27 protein-coding genes and 3 tRNA genes are annotated in these 24,621 nt (G+C 54.3%); 24 read left to right on the plus strand and 6 right to left on the minus strand.

The annotated features are described in order from the left end of the window. Positions 1-80: 80 nt before the first annotated feature. The 3 genes from QMG44_RS13240 to QMG44_RS13250 all read left to right on the plus strand — a co-directional run bounded on the left by QMG44_RS13240 (position 81) and on the right by QMG44_RS13250 (position 401). Positions 81-167 (plus strand) — tRNA-Leu (locus QMG44_RS13240). 28 nt (positions 168-195) lie between these two features. Next, positions 196-282: transfer RNA gene (locus QMG44_RS13245), tRNA-Leu, on the plus strand. A gap of 32 nt (positions 283-314) precedes the next feature. Then, positions 315-401, plus strand: a tRNA-Leu gene (locus tag QMG44_RS13250). Positions 402-441: 40 nt separating this feature from the next. On the opposite strand, the gene QMG44_RS13255 is transcribed toward QMG44_RS13250, so the two are convergent. Then, complete coding sequence (locus QMG44_RS13255; RefSeq protein WP_059306528.1) at positions 442-711, minus strand: DUF1435 domain-containing protein; 270 nt, start codon at positions 709-711, stop codon at positions 442-444. A gap of 215 nt (positions 712-926) precedes the next feature. Between QMG44_RS13255 and QMG44_RS13260 the strand changes: the two genes are divergently transcribed. Then, a complete protein-coding gene (locus tag QMG44_RS13260) occupies positions 927-1,991 on the plus strand; it encodes a GGDEF domain-containing protein (RefSeq protein WP_020885291.1) in 1,065 nt (354 codons plus the stop codon). Between the two features lie 94 nt (positions 1,992-2,085). Next, a complete protein-coding gene (gene fhuF, locus QMG44_RS13265) occupies positions 2,086-2,874 on the plus strand; it encodes a siderophore-iron reductase FhuF (RefSeq protein WP_020885292.1) in 789 nt (262 codons plus the stop codon). 47 nt (positions 2,875-2,921) lie between these two features. Here the strand turns inward: fhuF and QMG44_RS13270 are convergent, their stop codons facing one another. Beyond that, positions 2,922-4,268 carry a PTS sugar transporter subunit IIC gene (locus QMG44_RS13270; protein ID WP_025205610.1) on the minus strand — a complete coding sequence of 449 codons (1,347 nt, stop codon included), beginning with the start codon at positions 4,266-4,268 and terminating at the stop codon, positions 2,922-2,924. 328 nt (positions 4,269-4,596) lie between these two features. Between QMG44_RS13270 and QMG44_RS13275 the strand changes: the two genes are divergently transcribed. Beyond that, the gene (locus tag QMG44_RS13275; RefSeq protein ID WP_014168511.1) at positions 4,597-5,055 is read left to right on the plus strand and encodes a YbaK/EbsC family protein; all 459 of its coding nucleotides are present in this window, start codon (positions 4,597-4,599) and stop codon (positions 5,053-5,055) included. Positions 5,056-5,093: 38 nt separating this feature from the next. On the opposite strand, the gene bglJ is transcribed toward QMG44_RS13275, so the two are convergent. Together bglJ and QMG44_RS13285 are read right to left on the minus strand one after the other, a co-directional pair. Next, positions 5,094-5,729, minus strand: coding sequence for a DNA-binding transcriptional activator BglJ (bglJ, locus tag QMG44_RS13280; protein WP_032681707.1), 636 nt, complete (start codon positions 5,727-5,729; stop codon positions 5,094-5,096). After that, entirely contained in the window at positions 5,726-6,463 is a 738-nt protein-coding gene (locus QMG44_RS13285) for a LuxR C-terminal-related transcriptional regulator (RefSeq protein ID WP_014168509.1), read from the minus strand. Before QMG44_RS13285 ends, bglJ begins: the two co-directional genes overlap by 4 nt. A 411-nt stretch (positions 6,464-6,874) precedes the next feature. Between QMG44_RS13285 and QMG44_RS13290 the strand changes: the two genes are divergently transcribed. The 13 genes from QMG44_RS13290 (at position 6,875) to QMG44_RS13350 (ending at position 17,211) form a co-directional block, all read left to right on the plus strand. Then, a complete protein-coding gene (locus QMG44_RS13290; RefSeq protein ID WP_014168508.1) occupies positions 6,875-7,651 on the plus strand; it encodes a threonine/serine exporter ThrE family protein in 777 nt (258 codons plus the stop codon). Next, on the plus strand, positions 7,642-8,115 hold the full coding sequence (locus tag QMG44_RS13295; protein WP_020885295.1) for a threonine/serine exporter: 474 nt from the start codon (positions 7,642-7,644) through the stop codon (positions 8,113-8,115). Before QMG44_RS13290 ends, QMG44_RS13295 begins: the two co-directional genes overlap by 10 nt. A 67-nt stretch (positions 8,116-8,182) precedes the next feature. Further along, the gene (locus tag QMG44_RS13300; protein WP_020885296.1) at positions 8,183-8,824 is read left to right on the plus strand and encodes a TetR family transcriptional regulator; all 642 of its coding nucleotides are present in this window, start codon (positions 8,183-8,185) and stop codon (positions 8,822-8,824) included. 41 nt (positions 8,825-8,865) lie between these two features. After that, complete coding sequence (locus QMG44_RS13305; RefSeq protein ID WP_086533219.1) at positions 8,866-9,318, plus strand: MarR family winged helix-turn-helix transcriptional regulator; 453 nt, start codon at positions 8,866-8,868, stop codon at positions 9,316-9,318. 84 nt (positions 9,319-9,402) lie between these two features. Continuing rightward, on the plus strand, positions 9,403-9,831 hold the full coding sequence (locus QMG44_RS13310) for an organic hydroperoxide resistance protein (RefSeq protein WP_006174091.1): 429 nt from the start codon (positions 9,403-9,405) through the stop codon (positions 9,829-9,831). A 148-nt stretch (positions 9,832-9,979) separates the two neighbouring features. Continuing rightward, complete coding sequence (gene dnaT / locus QMG44_RS13315; protein WP_025205613.1) at positions 9,980-10,525, plus strand: primosomal protein DnaT; 546 nt, start codon at positions 9,980-9,982, stop codon at positions 10,523-10,525. After that, a complete protein-coding gene (dnaC, locus tag QMG44_RS13320) occupies positions 10,522-11,259 on the plus strand; it encodes a DNA replication protein DnaC (RefSeq protein WP_014168503.1) in 738 nt (245 codons plus the stop codon). The genes dnaT and dnaC overlap by 4 nt, the downstream gene beginning before the upstream one ends. Positions 11,260-11,344: 85 nt before the next feature. Then, on the plus strand, positions 11,345-11,827 hold the full coding sequence (locus tag QMG44_RS13325) for a DUF2501 domain-containing protein (RefSeq protein WP_086533218.1): 483 nt from the start codon (positions 11,345-11,347) through the stop codon (positions 11,825-11,827). Positions 11,828-12,096: 269 nt separating this feature from the next. After that, positions 12,097-14,388 (plus strand): phosphatidylglycerol--membrane-oligosaccharide glycerophosphotransferase, encoded by a 2,292-nt coding sequence (gene opgB, locus QMG44_RS13330; RefSeq protein ID WP_032679575.1) that lies wholly within the window; start codon positions 12,097-12,099, stop codon positions 14,386-14,388. Positions 14,389-14,649: 261 nt separating this feature from the next. Beyond that, entirely contained in the window at positions 14,650-15,201 is a 552-nt protein-coding gene (locus QMG44_RS13335; RefSeq protein ID WP_025205614.1) for a helix-turn-helix transcriptional regulator, read from the plus strand. A gap of 258 nt (positions 15,202-15,459) precedes the next feature. Then, the gene (locus QMG44_RS13340) at positions 15,460-16,200 is read left to right on the plus strand and encodes a winged helix-turn-helix domain-containing protein (RefSeq protein ID WP_079231434.1); all 741 of its coding nucleotides are present in this window, start codon (positions 15,460-15,462) and stop codon (positions 16,198-16,200) included. A 1-nt stretch (position 16,201) separates the two neighbouring features. Beyond that, entirely contained in the window at positions 16,202-16,675 is a 474-nt protein-coding gene (locus tag QMG44_RS13345; protein WP_020885303.1) for a hypothetical protein, read from the plus strand. A gap of 29 nt (positions 16,676-16,704) precedes the next feature. Further along, complete coding sequence (locus QMG44_RS13350) at positions 16,705-17,211, plus strand: GNAT family N-acetyltransferase (protein ID WP_025205617.1); 507 nt, start codon at positions 16,705-16,707, stop codon at positions 17,209-17,211. A gap of 68 nt (positions 17,212-17,279) precedes the next feature. On the opposite strand, the gene tsr is transcribed toward QMG44_RS13350, so the two are convergent. Then, a complete protein-coding gene (gene tsr, locus QMG44_RS13355; protein ID WP_032682055.1) occupies positions 17,280-18,944 on the minus strand; it encodes a methyl-accepting chemotaxis protein in 1,665 nt (554 codons plus the stop codon). A gap of 85 nt (positions 18,945-19,029) precedes the next feature. Continuing rightward, positions 19,030-19,470 (minus strand): homoprotocatechuate degradation operon regulator HpaR, encoded by a 441-nt coding sequence (hpaR, locus tag QMG44_RS13360; protein WP_281853102.1) that lies wholly within the window; start codon positions 19,468-19,470, stop codon positions 19,030-19,032. A 269-nt stretch (positions 19,471-19,739) separates the two neighbouring features. Between hpaR and hpaG the strand changes: the two genes are divergently transcribed. The 5 genes from hpaG (at position 19,740) to hpaH (ending at position 24,612) form a co-directional block, all read left to right on the plus strand. After that, positions 19,740-21,017, plus strand: coding sequence for a 4-hydroxyphenylacetate degradation bifunctional isomerase/decarboxylase (gene hpaG, locus QMG44_RS13365; protein WP_020885306.1), 1,278 nt, complete (start codon positions 19,740-19,742; stop codon positions 21,015-21,017). Further along, positions 21,014-22,480 carry a 5-carboxymethyl-2-hydroxymuconate semialdehyde dehydrogenase gene (gene hpaE, locus QMG44_RS13370; RefSeq protein WP_014168491.1) on the plus strand — a complete coding sequence of 489 codons (1,467 nt, stop codon included), beginning with the start codon at positions 21,014-21,016 and terminating at the stop codon, positions 22,478-22,480. The genes hpaG and hpaE overlap by 4 nt, the downstream gene beginning before the upstream one ends. Before the next feature lie 2 nt (positions 22,481-22,482). After that, entirely contained in the window at positions 22,483-23,340 is an 858-nt protein-coding gene (gene hpaD / locus QMG44_RS13375; protein ID WP_020885307.1) for a 3,4-dihydroxyphenylacetate 2,3-dioxygenase, read from the plus strand. A 9-nt stretch (positions 23,341-23,349) separates the two neighbouring features. Beyond that, entirely contained in the window at positions 23,350-23,730 is a 381-nt protein-coding gene (locus QMG44_RS13380; RefSeq protein ID WP_059306539.1) for a 5-carboxymethyl-2-hydroxymuconate Delta-isomerase, read from the plus strand. 78 nt (positions 23,731-23,808) lie between these two features. Beyond that, positions 23,809-24,612 carry a 2-oxo-hept-4-ene-1,7-dioate hydratase gene (gene hpaH / locus QMG44_RS13385; protein ID WP_014168488.1) on the plus strand — a complete coding sequence of 268 codons (804 nt, stop codon included), beginning with the start codon at positions 23,809-23,811 and terminating at the stop codon, positions 24,610-24,612. Positions 24,613-24,621 lie beyond the last annotated feature (9 nt).

The raw sequence follows: 24,621 nt of genomic DNA on the forward strand, positions 1-24,621 counted from the left end.
GCATTTTTCTGTTGACGTAAAGCTGAAAACATCTAGAATGCGCCTCCGTGGTTACGATACTTTTACAGTGTCGATGGTATGCGAAGGTGGCGGAATTGGTAGACGCGCTAGCTTCAGGTGTTAGTGTCCTTACGGACGTGGGGGTTCAAGTCCCCCCCCTCGCACCATAAATCACGTTGATATTGCTCGCACTGGGCGAAGGTGGCGGAATTGGTAGACGCGCTAGCTTCAGGTGTTAGTGTTCTTACGGACGTGGGGGTTCAAGTCCCCCCCCTCGCACCAACGAGGCGATATCAAAAAAGTAAGATGACTGTGCGAAGGTGGCGGAATTGGTAGACGCGCTAGCTTCAGGTGTTAGTGTCCTTACGGACGTGGGGGTTCAAGTCCCCCCCCTCGCACCAATTATCTTACATCCTTTCTGACGTTCTTCTCACTTTCCGCTTATTTCAAACTCATCAGTATCACCAGAATTCCACTGACCAGTGCTACGCATGACGGCAGTAACACAAAGTGGCGCAGCTGTTTATGCCAGATCATCCCTGACGTCACTAACAGTCCTGACACAATGAGGGCTTTCCAGACATCAATGGAGAGATCGGCAAACATCAGACCGCCAAGAATCGCCCCCGGCAGTAACACTCCCCAACCACTTCCCAGCGCCCTGTTCAACATGGTTCGACCTTTCACATTGATAATGATAACCAATATCATATGATATCAATTATCATTTGTCAGCACGATTAATCAAAAACTCTCCCCCTTTACCTTTCCTGTAATGACAGGAAATGCCTAAGGTGATAAATTGCTCACCTGTTAACTAGACCTAAAGTTTTTCTGATAATTACTCTTTGAGTTTTTTGCATCTTTCATTGCGAAACAACACCTATTTACCTGTTTTAATTAAATATTAATAAAAACGCACTACTATGACATCACAATCCTGGCGGTCTTTGGTCCACAGTAAATATCAATTATCGTTACGTTTATTTTTATTTCTGAACGCGACCTCTGCTGTGTTCTCGGTAACAAACCCGCTCTATTCTATTCGCCTGTTATCGGTCCCTCTGATTTCTATTTTTGTTATCAGCATCGGGCTGCTCGTCTGGCACTGGAAAAAGAGAACCCGCAAGGTAAATATTCCTGCCGTTTCAGCGATCTTCGGTATTTTATGGGCGTGGCAGGTGGCCTCGAAATTTTCGTTAATTACCCACGATCAGGCGACCTATTTGATCATGGCATTATTAACGGTACTGTTTATTGGTACGCTGGCCTTCGCCAGTAATATCAAAGCATTTACGCTGCACTCCTTCCCCACCTTTATTGTCTGCCTGTGGTTAAGTAATCATGATATATGGCTGAGAATGACCTATTCTTTCGCACTTCCTGTGGTAGCAATTGCGATTCATAACATTTTGCAAAGACGTAACGATCGCTTCGCGCAGGAACTGCTCTCCCGTTTGCTGGAGGAGCGTGAGACCCTCACCGATCTGAGCATGATGGACCCGCTTACCGGCCTTTATAACCGTCGCGGACTGCAAAGCCGGCTGGAGAATCTTCCGGCAGTGGAGAACGGCGAGCACTTTGTCCTGCTGATGGATATCGACCACTTTAAAGCCTACAACGACCACTACGGCCATATGATGGGCGACCAGGCGCTGATCCGGGTCTCTGCTGCCATCCGTGATGCCGTGCGTTCACGTGATATTGTGGCGCGCTTCGGCGGGGAAGAATTTATGGTTCTGCTGACCAATATTTCTCTCGAGCATGCCCGCCAGACGGCAGAGCGGATCCGCCAGAAAGTCTACGATTTAAAAATCCCGCATATGTTCAATGAAAGCGTGGCGACAAACGTCACCATCAGCATTGGGATTGCCATTTTTGAGGATGAAGACGCCGAAGGCGCACTGGAGAAAGCGGACAAGGCCCTCTACGAAGCAAAGCATATGGGGCGCAATAACATCCTGCTGAGCGAAGAGCTTCAGACCGCGTAAGCGCGGCGTCATATAACGAGGACAAAAGTCTTGCCATCGGTATGAGCAATAGTTAGGATTGGCAATCATTATCATTTAGATTTGTATCTCTACTATGGCCACTCATACCGCACAAATCGTTGAACCCCTTCTCTGGAGAGCCCGCCTCCCCACCGGGAATGTTTCGCTTGCGGATGCCATCAGGGATAAGATCGCTAAAACCCGCGCCCACCTGCTGGACTTTATCAGGCTGGATGAAGCGCACCCGCACCACGCCATGACGCTGGAAGAGTGGCGACAGCCGTCGACACTGCAGTCGTTGCTGGCAACCTATTCCGACCATATCTATCGCAATCAACCGACCCTTACGCGGGAAAACAAACCCCTGCTCTCCCTCTGGGCGCAGTGGTATATCGGGCTGATGGTGCCCCCACTCATGCTGGCGCTGCTCACTCAAAAGGGCATGCTGGAACTCTCCCCGGAATATTTTCATGTCGAGTTCCACGAGACCGGCCGTGCGGCCTGTTTCTGGATTGATCTCCACGAAGACCAGAACGCGGAGCACCTCTCTGCTCAGGAACGTATGGAGCAGCTCATAACTCGCGCCCTGATCCCGGTAGTGGATGCGCTGGAAGAGACGGGGGAAATCAACGGGAAGCTTATCTGGAGCAATACCGGGTATTTAATCCACTGGTATTTGACGGAAATGAAACCTCTGCTCGGTGATGAGAAGGTCGAGGCCCTGCGCCAGTCCTGTTTCTTTGCAAAACAGCTTTCCGATGGCCGCGATAACCCGTTATTCCGCACCGTGGTCCTTCGTGACGGGCTTCTGGTTCGTCGCACCTGCTGCCAGCGTTATCGCCTGCCGGACGTTCAGCAGTGTGGAGATTGTACGCTCAAGTAAGGTCAGGTGTTGCCGGGCCGCATTAACGCTGACCCGGCATCCGTTTCTCACGCTACCTGCTGATTTTCCTCTTCCGCATTACGTTGCGCTTCTTCCGCTTCCTGCTCCAGCAGTTGCTTCTCGTACACTTTAAAGAACGGGAAGTAGATGATGGCCGATACGCACGCCAGGACCACCACCAGAATGGCTGCACGGAAATCCCAGCCCAGCGCCCATGCGGCACCTACCGGTGCAGGTGCCGTCCACGGCACAACGGAGATCACGCGGCCAATCAGATCGAACTTCATCGCCGACCAGGCCAGCACGGCGTTAACCATGGGTGCCAGCAGGAACGGAATAAAGAACACCGGGTTCATGACAATCGGCGTACCGAAAATAACGGGTTCGTTGATGTTAAAGAGGCTTGGCACCACGCTCAGGCGGCCGATAGAACGCAGATGAGCGGAGCGGCTGCGCAGGTAGCAGAACACCAGCCCCATCGTGGCACCTGACCCCCCGATGACGATAAAGAATGTCCAGAACGCTTCCATAAAAATATGCGGCAGCGGCTGGCTGGCGGCCAGCGCGGTCTGGTTAGCGCCCAGGTTGGTCAGCCAGAACATCTGCAACATCCCGGAGACAATCGCGGCGCCGTGGATCCCGGCGAACCACAGCAAATGCCCAATCAACACCGCCAGCAGGATTGCCGGCAGGGAGTCTGCGGCGGAAACCAGCGGTTTGAAGACAGACATAATCGCCTGCGGGATCAGCATGCCAAACTCAGACTGAATCACCAGACTCAGCGGGTAAAGCGTCAACACCACCACCAGCACCGGGATCAACAGGTCAAAGGAGTTTTTGATCATCGGCGGAACCTGGTCCGGCAGACGGATCCCGATGTTATGCGCTTTGAGAAAACGCATCATCTCAACGCAGTAGATAGCCACCAGAATCGCGGTAAAAATGCCAGTCCCGCCGAGGCTGTCGACCGGAAGCGTGCCTTTGGTTTTCGGCGCCGCGACCAGCAGAAACGCCATCAGCGACAGCATGGCGCACATAAACGGGTCTAACTGATGCGATTTGACATAGTGTTTGCCAAGGTTATAGGCAATGGCCGCGCAGATATACAGGGACATAACGCCCATGGTCATATCAAACGGCGTGAGGATCTGACCTTCAAATTGCTTCGCCATGTCCAGCCAGGCGCGCGCGAAACCCCAGGTGGTATCAGGCGAAAACGGTGGATACGCGAAGACGAGTAAAAATGAACCCACAATCATGAACGGCATCGCGGAGATAAAGCCATCACGAATAGCCATAACATGACGCTGGGAGGAGATCCGCCCGGCAATCGGGCTGACGTAATTTTCTACAAAACGAAATATCAGATTAAACGCAGCATGGTTGGCAGACATAGCTGATCTCCTTTCAGACGTTTATGACGGGCGCATTCACGCCATACGTTGGTCCATACATCACCTTCACAACCTTGCCGGCGCGTTTACCAGCGGTACTGCTCAGACGGAATGGTTTCATATTTAGCTCTTATTATTGGATACAGGGGACGTTACATAGTCAGTATTAATCTCTCACTCACGGTCTGCAACCGGTTACTGTAACCGGTTTCCGTGAATGTGAAGGCGATCCAGAAATCGACCGTGTGGGATATTTGTTACTGAAGAGATATTTACAGAGCATAAATTCTTATGACAGATTACGCGGGATATTTGTCAGGAGGAAACAATGAGTTTGCAGTCTGTACAGCAGTTTTTTGCCGACAACGCTCCGGATATAGAGGTTATTGAACTTAGCCAGAGTACCGCAACCGTTGCGTTGGCTGCTGCCGCCCATCGTGTTGAGCCGGGACAAATCGCCAAGACGCTGTCGTTGAAGGTTAAAAATGACGTCATTCTGGTGGTCGCGAAAGGGGATGCGCGTCTGGATAATAAAAAACTGAAAGACACGTTTGGCGCAAAAGCACGCATGCTCAGTTGTGATGAAGTGGTCACCATCACGGGTCATCCTGTTGGCGGCGTGTGCCCGTTTGGGCTGGAAAATCCGCTCGCGGTTTATTGCGATATTTCACTGAAGCAGTATGCTGAAGTGCTGCCGGCCGCGGGTGCAATTCACAGTGCCGTGCGTATTTCACCAGACAGAATGGCAGAACTGACGTCCGCAAAATGGGTGGATGTTTGCATCTGAATGAGGCGCCAGAGCCTGTCTGGCGCACAGATATCAGCTTATAAAAATGTCGGCTGGCTTAATACTGATGTTCGCGGATCCCGGGCCGGGAGATGAGTCAGAATATCTGCCGCATCAAGCAGTCCCACGTCGGAATTGACCCCAAGCTTCACCATCGCATTAAACTTGTGCGCCCGGATGGTCTTAATATTGCGCTCAAGCTGCGCGGCGATTTCAGGAATAGAAAACCCGCAGGACATATACCGCAAAATCGCCCGCTCCGTTGGGCTTAACATCCTGTTTTGACTCTTGTACCAGTGGTTGAGCATATTGTCATTGATGTGCAGCGTTTCACTCAGCAACACCAGCAACTCCTCCTGCAGGCGGTCGAGCGACACCGATTTACTGACGACACCGTGAAGGCGTGAAGGGGAAAGATGGCTGATTAACCGCGCTTCCATTTCATCTGCCGCCAGGATGATGCGCTGAATATGATTATGCGTAAACGCGAGATCCCGCAGGGATGCCAGGCAGTTTCGACGCTCTTCTCGCGCATCAGAAAGTGAATAGATCAGCGAGAAAAAAGAGACATGAGGAAGCGCCTTCTTAAAGCTGTCAAATTCACTGAACATGTGCAGTTGATAATGGCTGAGCGTGGGCAGTGCAAACAGGTGCTCCAGCCCGACGGCACTCATCGCGCAATTTTCGATGACGGCAATATGTCTTGTTGAACCGGTTTTATCCATTCCTCGAACTCTCCATAGGCTGACATTAAACTCAGCTCTCTCAATCCCTGAGTACTGTTGATCCAGGCGTACAGATCGGCATTACTCCGTAATGACAACCGTCGCATCGCACTGTTTTTCTGTGCACTGATCGTTTTATTGCTCTTCTTGAGCAAAGTGGCAATTTGGTTAATCCCCCAGCCCTTGCCTAACAGACGCAATACCTTGCGTTCAGAGTGAGTGAGCGCAATGACGCGGTCGTCTTCATCATCGTTACAGGCAGGCTCGGGCGTTAATAACGTCTGGCTTATCCGCTCTGCCCGTTCACTGCCTGCACGGATGGCGTTAATTACGCCTTCTATCGGCTCCATATCAGAAAGCAACGTGCTTTCCGGACGCATAAGCAGCTCAACGGCAATAGGGTAAAGCGGTCGGGAGACTAAAAAAATCCAGTGAATATCCCGATATTGATTTAATAAACCGTAATATTCTTCGAGCGTGCCCCGAGGATTCCTGTATTCACCTGAAATATCAGCGATAATGACGTCTGCACGCCGTAACTGCAGCAGGGTTAATTCCTGCAGCGAACGGCAAAACGTTAAATCAAAATCGGCAAAATGGCGTGTCATCACGCCCCCCAACCCGTTTTGCATTACGGGTATTCTGCTAATGACGACGCCATGTTTACCATTCAATGACGACATAGACCCTCCGTGTCCATTTTCATATGATGAGTAACGTTAAAACGCATCAAGGTATAAGTGTATTCGTCCCTGAGTGTAAAACTGATTAATACAAGCAGAAGATGAGATGTGTGCTTCATTTAAGAAATGCCTAAAACAGCGGTAATATCTCACAAAGCACAGATAAATTTAATTATAAAGGCCTTAAAATAATTAAAATATAAACTTAGTAAAACTAAATATAAATATCTTATATTTCTCAATTAATAATTCATCATATTTATGACCCAAAACCGCATCCCGCCGCCAGACAGCCCGCAACTGTTTGCATAAATCTTGATCTGACCCACAGCTAGAGGCACTGCAGTTTGTGCTAAAAGTAAGCATGACGGGCCATCAGGCAAGCTATTCACCTTCTCTTCAGGACATGACATGCAGGCAGATCGATCAACGCAGCGTGCCATCACGCGGCTCTGTATTCAGTGCGGTCTTTTTCTGCTCCAGCACGGGGCGGAAAGCGCGCTGGTCGAGGAACTCTCCACCCGGTTGGGGCTGGCGCTGGGTATGGATAGCGTTGAGAGCGCCATTTCATCCAATGCTATCGTGTTGACCACCATAAAAGACGGTCAGTGCCTGACCTCCACCCGCAAAAACCACGACCGCGGCATCAATATGCACGTTGTAACCGAGGTCCAGCATATTGTCATTCTTGCTGAGCATAAGCTTCTCGACCTGCACGACATTGAAAAACGGTTCAACCAGATTAAGCCCTTACGTTATCCCCGCTGGCTGGTGGTGTTAATGGTCGGGCTGTCCTGCGCCTGTTTTTGTAAGCTCAACAAAGGCGGCTGGGACGGCGCGGTCATCACCTTTTTCGCCAGCAGTATCGCCATGTACGTGCGCCAGCTCTTGACGCACCGCCAACTCCACCCGCAAATTAATTTCTGCATTACCGCTTTTGTCGCCACCACGGTGTCTGGCCTGCTGCTTCGTCTGCCGCAGTTTGCCAACACGCCGACGATTGCCATGGCGGCCAGCGTGCTTCTGCTGGTGCCCGGCTTCCCGTTGATTAACGCCGTAGCCGATATGTTTAAGGGGCACATCAATACCGGTCTGGCACGCTGGGCGATTGCCAGCCTGCTGACGCTTGCAACCTGCATTGGTGTGGTAATGGCCATGACACTCTGGGGGTTACGCGGATGGGCGTGATCGATTTTCTGCTGGCGCTGGCGCAGGATATGCTGCTGGCCGCGATCCCTGCCGTCGGTTTTGCGATGGTCTTTAACGTTCCGCAACGCGCGCTACCGTGGTGCGCGCTGTTGGGTGCTATTGGTCATGGCTCGCGAATGGTGATGATGACGGCGGGATTCAACATTGAATGGTCAACATTTATGGCCTCAATGCTGGTCGGTAGCATCGGAATTCAGTGGTCGCGCTGGTATCTGGCGCATCCCAAGGTGTTCACCGTCGCCGCCGTTATCCCGATGTTCCCCGGCATATCTGCCTATACGGCCATGATTTCCGCGGTGAAAATCAGCCATTTCGGCTACACCGAACCGCAAATGATCCTCCTTCTGAGCAACTTTCTTAAGGCTTCGTCCATTGTCGGTGCGCTCTCTATCGGACTGTCGATCCCCGGACTGTGGCTGTACCGCAAACGTCCACGGGTTTGAGATTTGTGTTATTACGCTGCCGTGAGGATAATCACTCCAATCCGTTTGGTGACGATAAGGAAAGGATGTGGCTAACCCAGGCAGCGAACTCCCCGAGCACAATGAAGAATCCAGCCTGAAAGAGAAAATCTTTCAGAGCGCTATCACGCTGTTTGCCGAATACGGGTTGAACGGTGCCCGCATGGAACAAATTGCGGAGAAAGCCGGCACCACCAAACGCATGGTTGTTTACCACTTCAAAAACAAAGAGAACCTGTATCTTCTCGTACTGGAGTATGTTTACACCCAGATCCGCGCCAGTGAACAGGCGCTCAGCCTGGCGGGAATGCCCCCTGTCGAAGCACTGGTTCATCTGGTTGAAGCCACCTTTGACTACCATGCCGACCACCCGGATTACATCCGCATTATCTGCATGGAAAACATGCAGCGTGGCCGTTTTATGCAGCAGTCCAGCTACCTCCGCCAGGTCAACCGCAGCGCGCTTGATCTGCTGGAAGCGATCCTCCGTCGCGGGAAAGAAAAGCAGTTATTCAATCAGACGGTTGAAGCCCGCGATCTGCATCGTTTGATCAGCAGTTTCAGCTTCCACTACGTTGCCAACAGCTACACCTTCACCCTGCTGTTTGAAGAGGGTGCGGACGAACAGGCACAGCGCCAGCACTACCGTAAAATGGCCGTTCAGGTGGCGCTCCGTTATACTTGCCCATAAAATAGCTTGCAATTAAATCGTACACTATCTATATTCATCTCATGAACGCGAAAACGAACGACACGACCGCTGCGCTCCTGCTGGATAACCAGCTCTGCTTTGCTCTCTATTCAGCAAATCTGTCGCTGAACAAGCTGTACCGGCAACTGCTGGCACCGCTGAACCTGACTTACCCGCAATACCTGGTGATGCTGGTGCTGTGGGAGCAGGATGACATTACGGTGTCGGACATCGGTGAACGATTGTTCCTTGACTCTGCCACGCTGACGCCGCTGTTGAAGCGTCTGGAAAGCGCGGGGCTGATAAACCGCCACCGCTCACGTAAAGACGAGCGTCAGGTCGCCGTCACCCTGAGCGATGCGGGACGTCATCTTCAGCAGCAGGCTTCCGGGATCCCCCATGCAGTGGGATGCGCCGCCCAGTGTGATACTGAGACCATGCTGTCACTTAAACAACAGCTGGAACGTTTGCGACAACAGATCCAACGCGCGTAAGGCTATACTTTACGCGTATTTATTTACCCATATATATCGCACGCTATTTAATAGCGCACATTAATGTAAGATGAGGAATCTGCCATGTCTTTAGAAAAAGTTGTCTACACTGCCAAAGCAAAAGCAACCGGAGGCCGTGATGGCCGTGCGACCTCTTCCGACGGCGTACTGGATGTTAAACTCGGCGTGCCAAAAGAGATGGGCGGCATGGGCGGTGACGTCACCAACCCTGAGCAGCTGTTTGCTGCCGGCTACTCTGCCTGCTTCCTGGGTGCCATGAAGTTTGTAGCCGCTCGCGACAAATTTACCCTGCCGAAAGAGGCCTTTATAGAAGGCGAAGTGGGGATTGGGCCGCTGCCAACCGGTTTTGGTATCGAAGCAAAACTGAACATCCACGTTGAAGGTATGGATCCTGCAGAAGCCAAAAAACTGGTCGATGCAGCACACATTGTGTGTCCGTACTCTAACGCGACCCGCGGTAACATCGACGTAACGCTGAACATTATCGCCTGATAACTGCCTGATGACGTTACGCTTATCAGACCAGCCGTTGTCGCCCCGGCAGGCATCGCGCCGCCGGGGAAAACCCCTCCTTCCCTTCCCGCTCTCTGTGCTACCATAAGCCCATATCACGCCCGTAGTTATCAGTAGAGTAAGCGTTATGTCCTCCAGAATTCTGACCACCAGCATTGCTGGTATTGATGCCTTTATGCGCGATCCCCGCGGTGTGCTGACCCACGCCGAAGGCGGCACGGTTGCGGTATTTGCTGACAACGCTCCGGCGTTTTATGCCATCACACCGGAACGTCTGGCACAGCTTCTGGAGATTGAAGCGCAGTTGTCCCGCCCGGCGAGCGACGTAACCCTCGATAACCAGTTCTTTGACGAGCCGGTTAACGTCCCCATGGCCGTTCCCATGGGAAAATTTGCCCTGTATGCGGGCTGGCAACCTGATGCTGATTTTCAACGGCAGGCGGCATTGTGGGGCATAGCGTTAACGCAACCGGCTACCCCCGAAGAACTGGCCGCGTTTACCGCCTGGTGGCAGGCGGAAGGCAAAGTATTCACTCATATTCAGTGGCAACAGAAGCTCGCGCGTCATCTGCAAATTAATCGCGCCAGCAATAACGGCCAGCCAAAACGTGATATCAACGCGTTTTCCGAACCGGATAAACAGATCCCTAATGGATTCCGAGGTGCGAAATGAAGAACGTCGGCGACCTGATGAAACGTCTGCAAAAGATGATGCCAGCCAACGTGAAGCCCGCCTTCACGACGGGTGAAGAACTCCTGGCGTGGCAAAAAGAACAGGGTAAGATCCGCGCCGCCGCGCTGGCCCGCGAAAACCGGGCGATGAAAATGCAGCGCACCTTTAACCGTTCCGGTATTCGCCCCCTGCACCAGAACTGCTCATTTGATAACTATAAAATTGAGACCAACGGGCAGATGAATGCACTCGCTGCCGCGCGTCAGTACGTGGATGAATTCGACGGTAATATCGCCAGCTTCATTTTTAGCGGCAAGCCTGGCACGGGGAAAAACCACCTGGCGGCCGCTATCTGTAACGAGCTGCTGCTGCGCGGGAAATCGGTGCTGATCATCACCGTGGCCGATATCATGTCCGCCATGAAAGACACCTTCAGCAACCGCGAAACCAGCGAAGAGCAACTGCTTAACGACCTGAGTAATGTCGATTTACTGGTTATTGATGAGATTGGCGTCCAGACCGAATCCCGCTATGAAAAAGTGATCATTAACCAGATTGTCGATCGCCGCTCTTCCTCCAAACGCCCCACCGGCATGCTGACTAACCACAACATCGACGAAATGACCCGCTTGCTGGGCGAACGCGTCATGGATCGCATGAAGCTCGGGAACAGTCTGTATGTCATCTTCGACTGGGAAAGTTACCGCAGCCGTGTCACCGGTAAAGAGTATTAAGATATTTCCAGGAAAGACCGGTGGCCCGGAGGTATATACTGACTCCACTTTCGCCCCAAAACGGACCTTTTTTGAGTAAGCCATTATGAAAAAACAGTTTCTTTTCAGCACCGTATTAGGCGCCCTGCTGGTTACCGGCGCGGCACAGGCCGCATCCTGGCAGGATTCGCTGTCCAGCGCAGCGAGCGAACTGACCAAAGAGAGCAGCAGCACCCAGGGCGGGCTGTCAGCCTCTTCCCTTACCGGCCTGCTGGGTAACAGCGCCCAGAGCCTGAGCGCAGGCACAATGAACAACGCCGCGGGGATTCTGGAATATTGCGCGAAGCAAAAACTGGCCTCCGTGACCGACGCGCAAAACGTGAAAAATCAGGTGCTGGGCAAACTCGGTCTGGATACACAGGAGCAGAAACAGGACACCAACTATATGGATGGTATTCAGGGCCTGCTGAATGCGCAAAACGGTCAACAGCTCAACCTGAGCACCATCGGCAACTCCTCGCTGGCGAAACAGGTGAAAACCAAAGCCTGCGATTTGGTGCTGAAACAAGGCGTTAATTTCATCTCCTGATCCCCGCCTGTATTGCCATTACACGCCGCGTTTAAGACGTTACTCTTTTAACGCGGCGTTAAAGCCGTCTTTTTCCTGCCTGCCACCGTCTGAGCGTCCGTATGTCAGGATGCGACCCCCTTCAAAAAAACGATTTTCTAAACCAAATCCTAACAACAGCACACTTTCGTGACACTAAAATTGCAGCTACACGACAACGCAATTACATTGTATAACCCAAAAAATAATCAGTTAGCCAGCTAAGCGCCTGGCGTCATGAGGATAGACTGTTGTCAGAGTTAATGTCCCTTGTCCTTTTTCTGGCCTCTGTCGGCGTTTACGCCTGCAAAGCGGGCCGTAACACCTGGTGGTTTATCGCCACGCTGGTGGTGCTCGGCATTTTTATTATTTTAAACATTACCTTATACGCCAGCGATTACTTTACCGGTGACGGCATTAACGATGCGGTGCTCTACACGCTGACGAATAGCCTGACGGGCGCGGGCGTGGGTAAATACATTCTTCCCGGGCTTGGGCTGATTGCGGCGCTGGTGATTATTTTTGGTGCCCTGGCCTGGGTGCTGCGCCGCCGTCGACATCTTCCGCATCATGGCGGCTACAGCCTGCTGGCACTCTGTCTGGCGCTGGCGTCCGTGGATGCCAGCCCGGCATTTCATCAGATAACCGAGCTGGTAAAGTCACAGTCGCGCGACGGCGACCCGGATTTCATGGCCTGGTATAAAGAGCCGTCCAAAAAAATAGCCAACCCGAAGCTTAACCTGGTATATATCTACGGCGAGAGTCTGGAACGCACCTGGTTTGATAACAATGCTTTCCCGAACCTGACGCCGGAGCTGGGCGCGGTGAAAAACGAAAGCCTTGATTTCAGCCATACCGCGCAGCTGCCCGGTACGGATTACACCATCGCCGGAATGGTTGCCTCGCAGTGCGGTATCCCGCTCTTCGCCCCCTTTGAGGGTAATGCCTCGGCCTCAATGTCGAGCTTCTTCCCGCAGAACGTTTGCCTCGGCGATATCCTGAAAAACTCCGGCTACGAAAACTACTTCGTACAGGGGGCCAACCTGCGCTTTGCCGGAAAAGACGTGTTCCTGAAATCCCACGGTTTTGACCATCTGTATGGCTCAGAAGAGTTAAAAACGACCGTTGCCGACCCGCATTACCGCAACGACTGGGGCTTTTACGACGACACGGTACTGGACGAAACTTGGAAAAAGTTCGAGGAACTGTCCCGCGCCGGCAAGCGTTTCTCCCTCTTTGCCCTGACGGTAGATACCCACCATCCGGACGGGTTTGTCTCGCGCACCTGTAAGCGCAAACGCTATGAGATTGACGGCAAAAACAACACGTCGTTCAGCGCGGTAACCTGCAGCCAGGAGCATATCGCCGCTCTGGTCGAGAAAATCAAAGCCTCGCCGTATTTTAAAAACACGGTCATCGTCGTCTCATCTGACCATCTGGCGATGAAAAACAGCGCCTGGGATCAGCTCAGCAAACAGGATCGCAGCAATCTGTTCTTCATTCTGCGCGGCGACCAGCCGCAACAGGATGTGATCGCCACCAAACGCAACTCCATGGATAACGGCGCAACCGTGCTGGACATTCTGGGCGGGGATAACTTTATTGGCCTTGGCCGCAGTACGCTCTCGGGGCAGTCACTGTCGGAAGTGTTCCTCAACATGAAGGAGAAAATCCTCGCGTGGAAGCCGGACATCATCCGCCTGTGGAACTTCCCGAAAGAGATGAAAGACTTCACCATCGATCAGGATAAAAACACGATTGCCTTCTCCGGCAGCCATTTCCGTCTGCCGCTGCTGCTGCGCGTGTCGGATACGCGCGTCGAACCGCTGCCGGAAAGCGAATACTCTGCGCCGCTGCGTTTCCAGCTGGCCGACTTCGCCCCTCGCGATAATTTTGTCTGGGTCGACAGGTGCTACAAAATGGGCCAGCTCTGGTCCCAGCCACTGGCTCTCTCAACCGACTGGTGCGTATCTCAGGGACAGCTTGGCGGGGAGCAAACCGTGCAGCATGTCGATAAAGCGCAATGGAAAGGCAAAACCGCATTCAACGATACGGTCATCGATACCGCGCGCTATCAGCGAAATGTCGACATGCTGAAAATCGTGGATAACGATATTCGCTATAAAGCAGACAGCTTTATCTTCAACGTGGCCGGGGCACCGGAAGAGGTCAAACAGTTCAGCGGCATCTCGCGTCCGGAATCCTGGGGGCGCTGGTCTAATGCGCAGCTGGGCAGTGAAGTGAAGATTGAGTACGCGCATCCTCTGCCGGAAAAATTCGACCTGGTGATCACCGCCCGGGCCTATGGTCCAAACGCGAACCGTCCCATCCCGGTGCGTGTGGGCGATAAAGAGCAAACGCTGACGCTGGGAAATGACGTCACCACCACCACGCTGCATTTTGATAATCCTTCCCGCAGCAATACGCTGGTGATTGTTCCGCCGGACCCGCAGCCGACGAATGAGGGAAATATTCTTGGCCATTCACCGCGCGAGCTCGGCATCGGGATGGTAGAGATTAAAATTGTCAGTAAAGAGAGCTGATCCCTTCTGCGCCCGGCGTTCTGTCGGGCGCTTTATGTAAATATATAATCCTATAAAACCATTAAAAATAAGATATAGACACCATATATCTCTCATTTCTATTTATAAATTCACCAGAAAGAAATCATATCTCAGAATATGTAACTCCTTACCCCCTGAGAGAGTTACCCACTTTTTATCATGCTAACCGGCAATACGTTCGAATCCACCCTGGCACAGCGCAGCGGAGTACGACCAGCGCTACCAGGGGAAAAAACCCTGATGCCGCAGACACTGAATGCCGACTATAAGGTCATCGTTTTAAGCGGCAATGCCTTCTTGTGGCTGGGCCTGAAGACGTTCATCTCGCAGAGTGTGGACCCCTGTCCTGAAATTTTCTGGATTAACGACGTGAGCCCTGAGGGCATCCTGCCCCTGCGGCAACTGATGTTGAATATCCGCGTCAAAAAAGGGTGGCTGGTATTCACCGATGCGTCCCGCGTCAACGATATTAAAATCATTCTGGGGGGTGAGCGTGTCCACGTGGTGGCGGGAAACCTGTCACTCGCGCAGCTCAGCCGCTGTTTTCAGAACACCCCGTTCGCAAGCGTAAAAAACGCCACGCTCACCTGCCAGGAGCTTCGGGTTTGCATGCTGTTCCGCAACGGGTTCAGCCCGGTTCGCATCGCGCAGATCCTGAATAAATCCCCGAAAACGATCTACACCCATAAGCGTAACGCGATGAACAAATTTCACTGCCAGAACCTGGCGGAATTCCATCGCAAACTCTTCCTGCTCGACTACCCGGCATCGTGTTTGTCACTGCACGGCTAATCACGTCGGGAAATAAGATCATGCGGCGTCATCTTCCCTGTCTCATTCTCTGGCTGTTGATGCTGGCGCTGCTGTCTCGCTATGCCCTTCCCGCCACGTTGGGATGACGTGGTAATCCGACTACACGAGTAAATTGCTTTAAATCTTGTCTGGATCAATGTTATCGGTAACAATGGTGCTAAAATAGCCAGCGTGTTATGTCCGACAAGGCACAGCCTTATCTTCTTTTTTGTTATTTTTTCTGTATTACAATAACTTATGAAATACCTGCTTGCTGACGCCATCGTCTATAACGACGAAGACGGTTCTGTTTCTCTTATCAATGCACCCGATCTGGACAGACAAATCCTCACCTGTACCGCCAACGCCATCATGAAGCTGCTGGTTCAGCATCACGGCAACGTCGTCGAACGTGACACCTTTCTGAGTGATGTCTGGGATCAACGTGGGCTCCAGGGGTCCAACAATTCGTTAAATCAATACATCAGTATTGTGCGCAAAATGCTGTCGAGCCTGCTGCCCGACACCCTGTTTATCGTCACCGTGCCGAAAACGGGCTTTATGCTCAGTGCTGATATCGCGGTAACGCCCCTGGAGGACGATTTTCCCGTCGAGGAGGCGGTCCCGGCCTCACGACGCATTCAGCCAGAATGGCTATTCTGCGGTGTACTTACGCTGATGGTCGTGGCGCTGTGCATCGGCGCCTGTTTGACGAAACAGGCGCACCAGTACAGTGACACTCATCTGCTCACCCACATTGGCACCTGTCCGGTCTACACCTTCTCCCCGCTGGCAGATGTGTTTCACACTAAGGCCATGGCGCTGGCGCAGACGCTTCAGCGCGAAGGTAATCTGCCCTGCCTGAAAAACTCTATTTTCTATATGCACATCCAGAGAACACTTTTCTATGGCCACGAAGGGCGGCTGGTCCTTTCCCAGTGTTCTCTCACGGACGGTAAAGCCAGCGCCTGCCGAACGCTTTACTTTTACGAGTGGTGATATGAAACAAAAAAAAGTGTGGCTTATTCTGGCGCTCAATCTGTTGCTGATTGGTGTGACGCTGGCGTGGTACGTCTACACGCCTCCGCTGTCCGGAACCTGTGCAGGAAACCTGACATTTTCAGCCCGACATGACGATCATGATTTTTCCTTTGAAGGGGAGGTTACGCTGCGCTTTCAGCCCGACAACACAGGGTACCTTACGCTTAACGGCGACGTGGTTAACGAGCCACATCACTGGGATGTTTCCCGCCAGGAGATGTTTACGTGGCGGCACGTTGAGGGTTCACTCTATGAAATATTCATACAAAGCGTGGCGCGCTTTAGCCATGACACCCTGCCACCGGGGGTCTTTGAAAAGTACGTCGCCGGCCTGACGCCGGGGAACAAAAGACTCCTGAAGATTGAACGCACGCCGGAAGACGCGCTGGTGATCAGCAATTTCTATGCGCCGGTCCTGATTTGTTCAGAATAGGTGCGGCTGGTCGGGGTATACTTTCCGCCATGAACATTCTCTTTCGACCGACGACGCCCAAAGATGTTGCAGCCCTGCCCGCCATCGAGCGCGCGGCAGGCGAGCGTTTTCGGGACGTCCCCGAACTGGCCTGGCTTGCTGACGGCGACGTCATTTGCGCGGAACATCATCTTGATTACGCGAAACGCGGGTTAAGCTGGCTGGCGCTGGCAAACGACCTGCCCGTCGGGTTTATCCTTGCAGAAGCCCATCCGTCATCGCTGTTTATTGTCGAACTCTCGGTTCATCGGGAGTGGCAGGGAAGAGGAATAGGTCGGCGACTTATCGCCTGCGCCGCAGACCATGCCCGCACGCTGGGGCTGACATCGCTGACGCTGACCACCTTTTGCGAGGTGCCGTGGAATGCGCCGTTTTATGCGCGACTCGGGTTTGAAACGGTGACGATGCTAACGCCTGAACTGCGTCAGAAAAGAGAGGAAGAAGCGGCGCACGGTTTCGCGTATGACTCCCGCTGTGCCATGCGCCTGCCTCTGTGATATCGGCCTGCAAAACGCCCCATTAAAGGCCGGGTCAGGCGTAGCCGCCCCCCGGCACTGTGGCAGGATTAAAACGTTTCCCAGTTTTCGCCCGCATCGGTGGTCGCGGCTTTACGCGCCATCATAGGGGCCGCAGCGGTTTTCGCTGAAGCCTGCTCGCGGGCTTTCATCTGCTCCTGCTGAATGCGGAACACGGCCACGGCCTGAGTCAGACGGCTCGCCTGCTCTTCCAGTGCCGCTGCCGCCGCGGCAGACTCTTCCACCAGCGAGGCGTTCTGCTGGGTCACGCGATCCATCTCAGCCACCGCCAGACCCACCTGATCGATACCGCGGCTCTGCTCATCAGACGCAGAGGCGATTTCGCCCATGATGTCCGTCACGCGGGTTACCGCATTAACGATTTCGCCCATGGTTTCGCCGGCGCTTTCTACCAGGGTAGACCCGACTTCCACGCGGCCAACAGAGTCTTCAATCAGGCTCTTGATCTCACGTGCTGCCTGGGCGCTGCGCTGTGCCAGGTTACGGACTTCACCCGCAACAACGGCAAATCCGCGGCCCTGCTCGCCCGCACGTGCCGCTTCTACCGCGGCGTTCAGTGCCAGGATGTTGGTCTGGAACGCGATGCCGTCGATCACGCTGATAATGTCGGCAATTTTCTGCGAACTGCCCGCGATGTCACGCATGGTTTGCACCACGTTATCCACCACTTTACCGCCCTTCTGCGCGGTTTCAGACGCGCTCAGCGCCAGGTTGCTCGCCTGACGGGCGTTCTCGGCGTTCTGCTTAACGGTCGCCGTCAGCTGCTCCATGCTGGCAGCGGTCTCTTCGAGGGATGCGGCCTGCTGTTCCGTACGGGAAGAGAGATCGTTGTTACCCATCGCGATTTCGCTCGCGCCGCTGTAGATGGCATTAGCACCGTTACGCACATCGCCAACGGTACGGACCAGCTCGCCCTGCATATGACGCAGCGAGTCGGCCAGTTCACCCATCTCGTTAGCGCCCTGCACCTCGATGCGCTTCACCAGATCGCCGCTGGCGATATGACGAATGTTGTCGATAAGACGGGTAAGTGGCGAAATCAGCGCCTGCTTGATACCCAGCCACACGGCCACGATCACCACCAGCACCGCAATCAGTACGCTAATCAGCACCCAGATTGCCTGGCTGTAGGAGCTATTGCTGTTTTCCACCGCCATCTGATACAGCTTGTCGTTCTGCTGCAGATAGTTCACGTACTGCTTCTCAAAACCATCCTGATAGCTCTGGGTAGGTTGATCGAAGAAGGCGTTGATTTTGCCCGCGCCCAGCAGCTGGATCAGCTCCGCCAGTGCACCGTGGTAGATATCGTAGTTACGTTTGATCTCCGTCGCGTCGGCGTCGTTTTGACGCGGATCGCGTGGCAGGGCTTCGTATTCAGCCCAGTTTTTTTCTGCCTGTTTCAGAGAAGCCGCCGCAATTTGCATCAGATCGTTCACGGTCGCGCCGCTGCCGATATTGCTCTGATCCATCATGTAGCGGATACCCGCACGGTTCAGGGTATTACGGGTTTGCAGCAGGGCAACCCAGCTGGCGTTCAGCGTGGACTGTTGCTGGCGAATGGTTTGCAGGACGGTGAAATTCTCTTTGTCATGCTTGAGGGCATTGAAGAAAAGACCACCGGATGTGAGTTGTAAAAGGCCAAATATCGCTAATACCAGCATTAAGCTGGTGACAATCTTGATACGGTTTAACATGTTTTCGCTTTCCATCAGACAGATAACAGGATTTTCGGCCTGGAAAGGGAAAACTTTACGAAAATCATCCTTAAATTTGTGGTTTTTACTCTTCTTCGCGCGCTGTGATATGCCGGTTCCCCAGTTCAATAAACTCTTCCAGCAGCGCTGTCAGCTGTTGCATCTTCGCCGGCGTATATTCGGCCTCGATTTGCTGATACGCCTCTTCCACCTGCGCCTGGGCACGCTCGTATAGCCTGTTCCCCTCTTTGGTCAGCGATACGTACAGCTTGCGCTGATCGTTTACGGGCTTAAGGCGCAGCACCAGACCGTCACGCTCCATGCGCGTCAGAATGCCCGTCAGGCTGGGACGCAAGATACAGGTGCGAAACGCCAGATCGTGAAAATCCATCGACGGATGTTCGGCCAGCACGCGCACGATGCGCCACTGCTGCTCGGTCAGGTTATGCCGGTTCACAATCGGGCGGAAGTAAGACATCGCCGCTTCCCGCGCCTGTAACAGGGCGATAGTTAATGAATCATGCATAGCCTCTCCCGGTAATCATTAACACATGAACAATTCAGTTCTGCTGGTTTTACACACAACGCGTTTTACGACAAAAAGTCTAACAGAAACAAGCCTGATTTATTAACGCAATGATAAATATAGCCTTTAATCTCTTTATGTAAATTTATTGTTATTCATATCACAAATTATTCACTTCTGGTTGCGAAATAAACAGCAAAGGCATACAACCAGATCATTAACATATTAATGAAATCACAGGCCGGACGTCCGGCCTGAGGAGTAAGTGAATGAAAGGTACTGTTTTTGCCGTAGCGCTGAACCACCAGAGCCAGCGCGATGCCTGGCGCGACGCGTTTGAAAAAGCCCCCTACAACACGCCGCCAAAAACCGCCGTGTGGTTTATCAAACCGCATAACACCGTGATCCGCACGGGCGACCCCATTCCCTTCCCGCAGGGAGAAACCGTGTTAAGCGGTGCCACGGTTGCGCTGGTTGTGGGCAAAACGGCGCGTAACGTTCCCGTGGACGAGGCGGCGGAGTACATCGCCGGTTACGCGCTTGCCAACGAGGTGAGCCTGCCGGAAGAGAGTTTTTATCGCCCTGCCATCAAGGCCAAATGCCGCGACGGCTTTTGTCCGCTGGGAGAGCTGGTCGCCGTCGACCACGTTGATAACCTGACCATCGTCACCGAAATTAACGGCCGGGAAGCGGACCACTGGAACACCGCTGACCTGCAGCGCAATGCCGCCGAACTGCTGAGCGCCCTGAGCGAGTTCGCCACCCTCAGTCCGGGCGATGCCATTCTGCTCGGCACCCCACACTCGCGCGTCCCGCTGCAGCCGGGCGATCGCGTACGCATTCTGGCGAAAGGCTTCCCGTCCCTGGAAAACCCGGTGGTTGATGAACGCGAGGTCGCCCATGCGCAAGGCCCACATCCGCACGCCACGCTGTTCGCGCTTGGTCTGAACTACGCCGATCACGCCAGTGAGCTGGCGTTTACGCCGCCAACGGAACCGCTGGTGTTTATCAAAGCCCCCAACACCGTGACCGGCGATAACCAGACCTCGGTCCGCCCGAACAACATTGAGTACATGCACTACGAGGCGGAGCTGGTGGTGGTCATCGGCAAAACGGCGCACAAGGTCAGTGAGCGCGAGGCGATGGACTATGTCGCGGGCTATACCGTCTGCAACGATTACGCCATCCGTGACTACCTGGAAAACTACTACCGCCCGAACCTGCGGGTGAAAAGCCGCGACGGGTTAACCCCCCTCAGCCCGCATATCGTGCCGAAAGAGGCCATTCCCGACCCGCATAACTTAACCCTGCGTACCTTCGTGAACGGAGAATTGCGCCAGCAAGGGACCACTGCCGATCTGATCTTCAGCATCCCGTTCCTGATTGCCTATCTCAGCGAGTTTATGACCCTGCAGCCCGGCGACATGATTGCCACCGGCACGCCAAAGGGTCTGTCTGACGTACAGCCAGGCGACGAAGTGGTCGTGGAAGTGGAGGGCGTGGGCCGCCTGGTGAACCGCATTGTCAGTGAGGAGACTGCAAAATGAAAAAAATAAACCATTGGATTAACGGTAAAAACGTCGCAGGAAGTGATTACTTCCACACCACTAACCCGGCCACCGGAGAGGTGCTGGCGGAGGTCGCGTCCGGCGGTGAGGCTGAAATTCATCAGGCCGTGGCGGCGGCCAAAGAGGCATTCCCGACGTGGGCTAACCTGCCGATGAAAGAGCGCGCACGCCTGATGCGTCGCCTCGGAGATCTTATCGATCAACACGTTCCGGAGATTGCGGCCCTCGAGACCGCCGACACCGGCCTGCCGATCCACCAGACCAAAAACGTGCTTATTCCACGCGCGTCGCACAACTTCGCGTTCTTCGCCGAAGTGTGCCAGCAGATGAACGGTAAAACCTACCCGGTCGACGACAAGATGCTCAACTACACCCTGGTGCAGCCGGTGGGGGTCTGCGCGCTGGTGTCGCCGTGGAACGTGCCGTTTATGACCGCCACCTGGAAGGTTGCGCCGTGCCTGGCGCTGGGCAACACTGCGGTGCTGAAGATGTCTGAGCTCTCCCCGCTGACCGCCGACCGTCTGGGCGAGCTGGCGCTGGAGGCCGGTATTCCGGCGGGCGTGCTGAACGTGGTGCAGGGCTATGGCGCAACGGCGGGCGATGCGCTGGTACGTCACCACGACGTGCGCGCCGTCTCCTTTACCGGCGGCACCGCCACCGGACGCAACATCATGAAAAACGCCGGACTGAAGAAATACTCCATGGAGCTGGGAGGGAAATCTCCGGTGCTGATTTTTGAAGATGCGGATATCGAACGCGCGCTGGACGCCGCCCTGTTCACCATCTTCTCCATCAACGGCGAGCGTTGCACTGCTGGCTCACGCATTTTCATTCAGCAGAGCATCTACCCGGAATTCGTCAGACGCTTTGCCGAGCGCGCGAACCGTCTGCGCGTGGGTGACCCGACCGATCCGAACACTCAGGTTGGCGCGCTGATCAGCCAGCAGCACTGGGAAAAAGTCTCCGGCTATATCCGTCTTGGCATTGAAGAAGGCGCGACCCTGCTGGCGGGCGGCCCTGACAAACCCACCGATCTCCCTGCTCACCTGAAAAACGGCAACTTCCTGCGCCCGACCGTGCTGGCAGACGTCGACAACCGGATGCGCGTGGCCCAGGAAGAGATCTTCGGGCCGGTTGCCTGCCTGCTGCCTTTTAAGGACGAAGCCGAAGGGTTGCGTCTGGCTAACGACGTGGAGTACGGCCTGGCGTCATACATCTGGACCCAGGACGTCAGCAAAGTGCTGCGCCTGGCGCGCAATATCGAAGCCGGAATGGTGTTTGTAAACACCCAGAACGTGCGCGATCTGCGTCAGCCGTTTGGCGGCGTGAAGGCTTCCGGTACCGGGCGCGAAGGGGGCGAATACAGCTTCGAGGTGTTCGCTGAAATGAAAAACGTCTGCATCTCCATGGGCGACCATCCGATTCCAAAATGGGGGATCTGAGTATGGGCAAGTTAGCGTTAGCGGCAAAAATTACCCACGTTCCTTCAATGTACCTCTCTGAGTTGCCGGGAAAAAACCACGGCTGCCGCCAGTCCGCCATCGACGGACATAAAGAAATCAGCAAGCGCTGTCGGGAGCTGGGCGTCGATACCATCATTGTGTTCGATACCCACTGGCTGGTGAACAGCGCCTACCACATCAACTGCGCGGATCATTTCTCCGGCATCTACACCAGCAACGAGCTGCCGCATTTTATCCGCGACATGACCTACGACTACGACGGTAACCCGGCACTCGGCCAGCTTATCGCCGACGAAGCGGTGAAACTCGGTGTACGTGCCAAAGCGCACAACATCCCGAGCCTCAAGCTGGAGTACGGCACGCTGGTACCGATGCGCTACATGAACAGCGATAAGCACTTCAAAGTGATCTCTATCGCCGCGTTCTGCACCGTCCATGACTTCGCCGACAGCCGCAGGCTGGGCGAGGCCATCGTCAGCGCGATTCAGAAATACGACGGCACCGTGGCGGTGCTCGCCAGCGGTTCGCTGTCGCACCGTTTTATCGACGACCAGCGCGCCGAAGAGGGAATGAACAGCTACACCCGCGAGTTCGACCGTCAGATGGACGAACGCGTGGTGAAGCTGTGGCGTGAAGGCAAGTTCAGGGAGTTCTGCAGCATGCTGCCGGAGTATGCCCACTACTGCTACGGCGAGGGCAACATGCACGACACGGTGATGCTGCTGGGGATGCTCGGCTGGGACACATACGACGGCAAGGTGGAGTTCCTCACCGAGCTGTTCCCCAGCTCCGGCACCGGCCAGGTTAACGCCGTTTTCCCCCTGCCCGCGTCCGCGTAAGGAGCCACCATGCCGCACTTTATTGCTGAATGCACTGACAACATCCGCGAGCAGGCTGACCTGCCTGGACTGTTCGCCAAAGTGAACGACGCGCTTGCCGCCACGGGAATCTTCCCACTCGGCGGTATCCGTAGCCGCGCGCACTGGCTGGACACCTGGCAGATGGCCGACGGTAAGCACGATTACGCCTTTGTGCATATGACGCTGAAGATTGGCGCCGGGCGCAGTCTGGAGAGCCGGGAAGCGGTGGGAAAGGCACTGTTTGAGCTGATTAAAACCCACTTCGCCGACCTGATGGCATCGCGCTATCTGGCGCTCTCTTTTGAAATAGACGAGCTGCACCCGACGCTCAATTACAAACAAAACAACGTGCACGCTTTGTTTAAGTAGCGCCCTTACCGGGCCGACAACGGCTTTGAACGCAAGCCGGGTGAGCAGCACGCCACCCGGCAACAACAGGAAATCGCCATGCTCGATAAACACACCCATACCCTGATCGCCCATCGTCTGCATCAGGCGGAGCAGTCCCGGGAGCAGATCCGCCAGATCTCGCTCGACTACCCGACGATCACCCTTGATGACGCCTACGCCGTACAGCGCGAATGGGTGAGCCTGAAAATCGCCGAAGGTCGCGTGCTGAAAGGCCACAAGATTGGCCTCACCTCCAAAGCGATGCAGGCCAGCTCGCAGATTAGCGAGCCGGACTACGGTGCTCTGCTCGACGACATGTTCTTCCACGACGGCAGTGATATCCCTGCCGACCGCTTTATCGTCCCGCGCATCGAAGTGGAGCTGGCCTTCGTGCTGGCAAAACCCCTGCGCGGCCCAAACTGCACCCTGTTCGACGTCTACAACGCCACGGATTACGTCATCCCCGCGCTGGAGCTGATCGACGCCCGCTGCCACAACATCGATCCCGAGACCCAGCGTCCACGCAAGGTGTTCGACACCATCTCCGATAACGCCGCCAACGCAGGTGTGATCCTTGGCGGTCGCCCGATTAAGCCCGACGAGCTGGATCTGCGCTGGATCTCCGCCCTGCTCTACCGCAACGGCGTCATTGAAGAGACCGGGGTCGCCGCGGGCGTGCTCAACCACCCGGCCAACGGTGTGGCATGGCTTGCCAATAAACTCGCGCCGTACGACGTTCAGCTGGAGCCTGGCCAAATCATCCTCGGCGGTTCATTTACCCGCCCGGTGCCGGCCAGCAAGGGCGATACCTTCCACGTGGACTACGGCAAGATGGGCTCCATCAGCTGCCGTTTTGTTTAGGAGACCACC

The organism is Enterobacter sp. 200527-13 (assembly GCF_027924865.1).
GTDB classification, from domain to species: Bacteria; Pseudomonadota; Gammaproteobacteria; order Enterobacterales; family Enterobacteriaceae; genus Enterobacter; species Enterobacter ludwigii.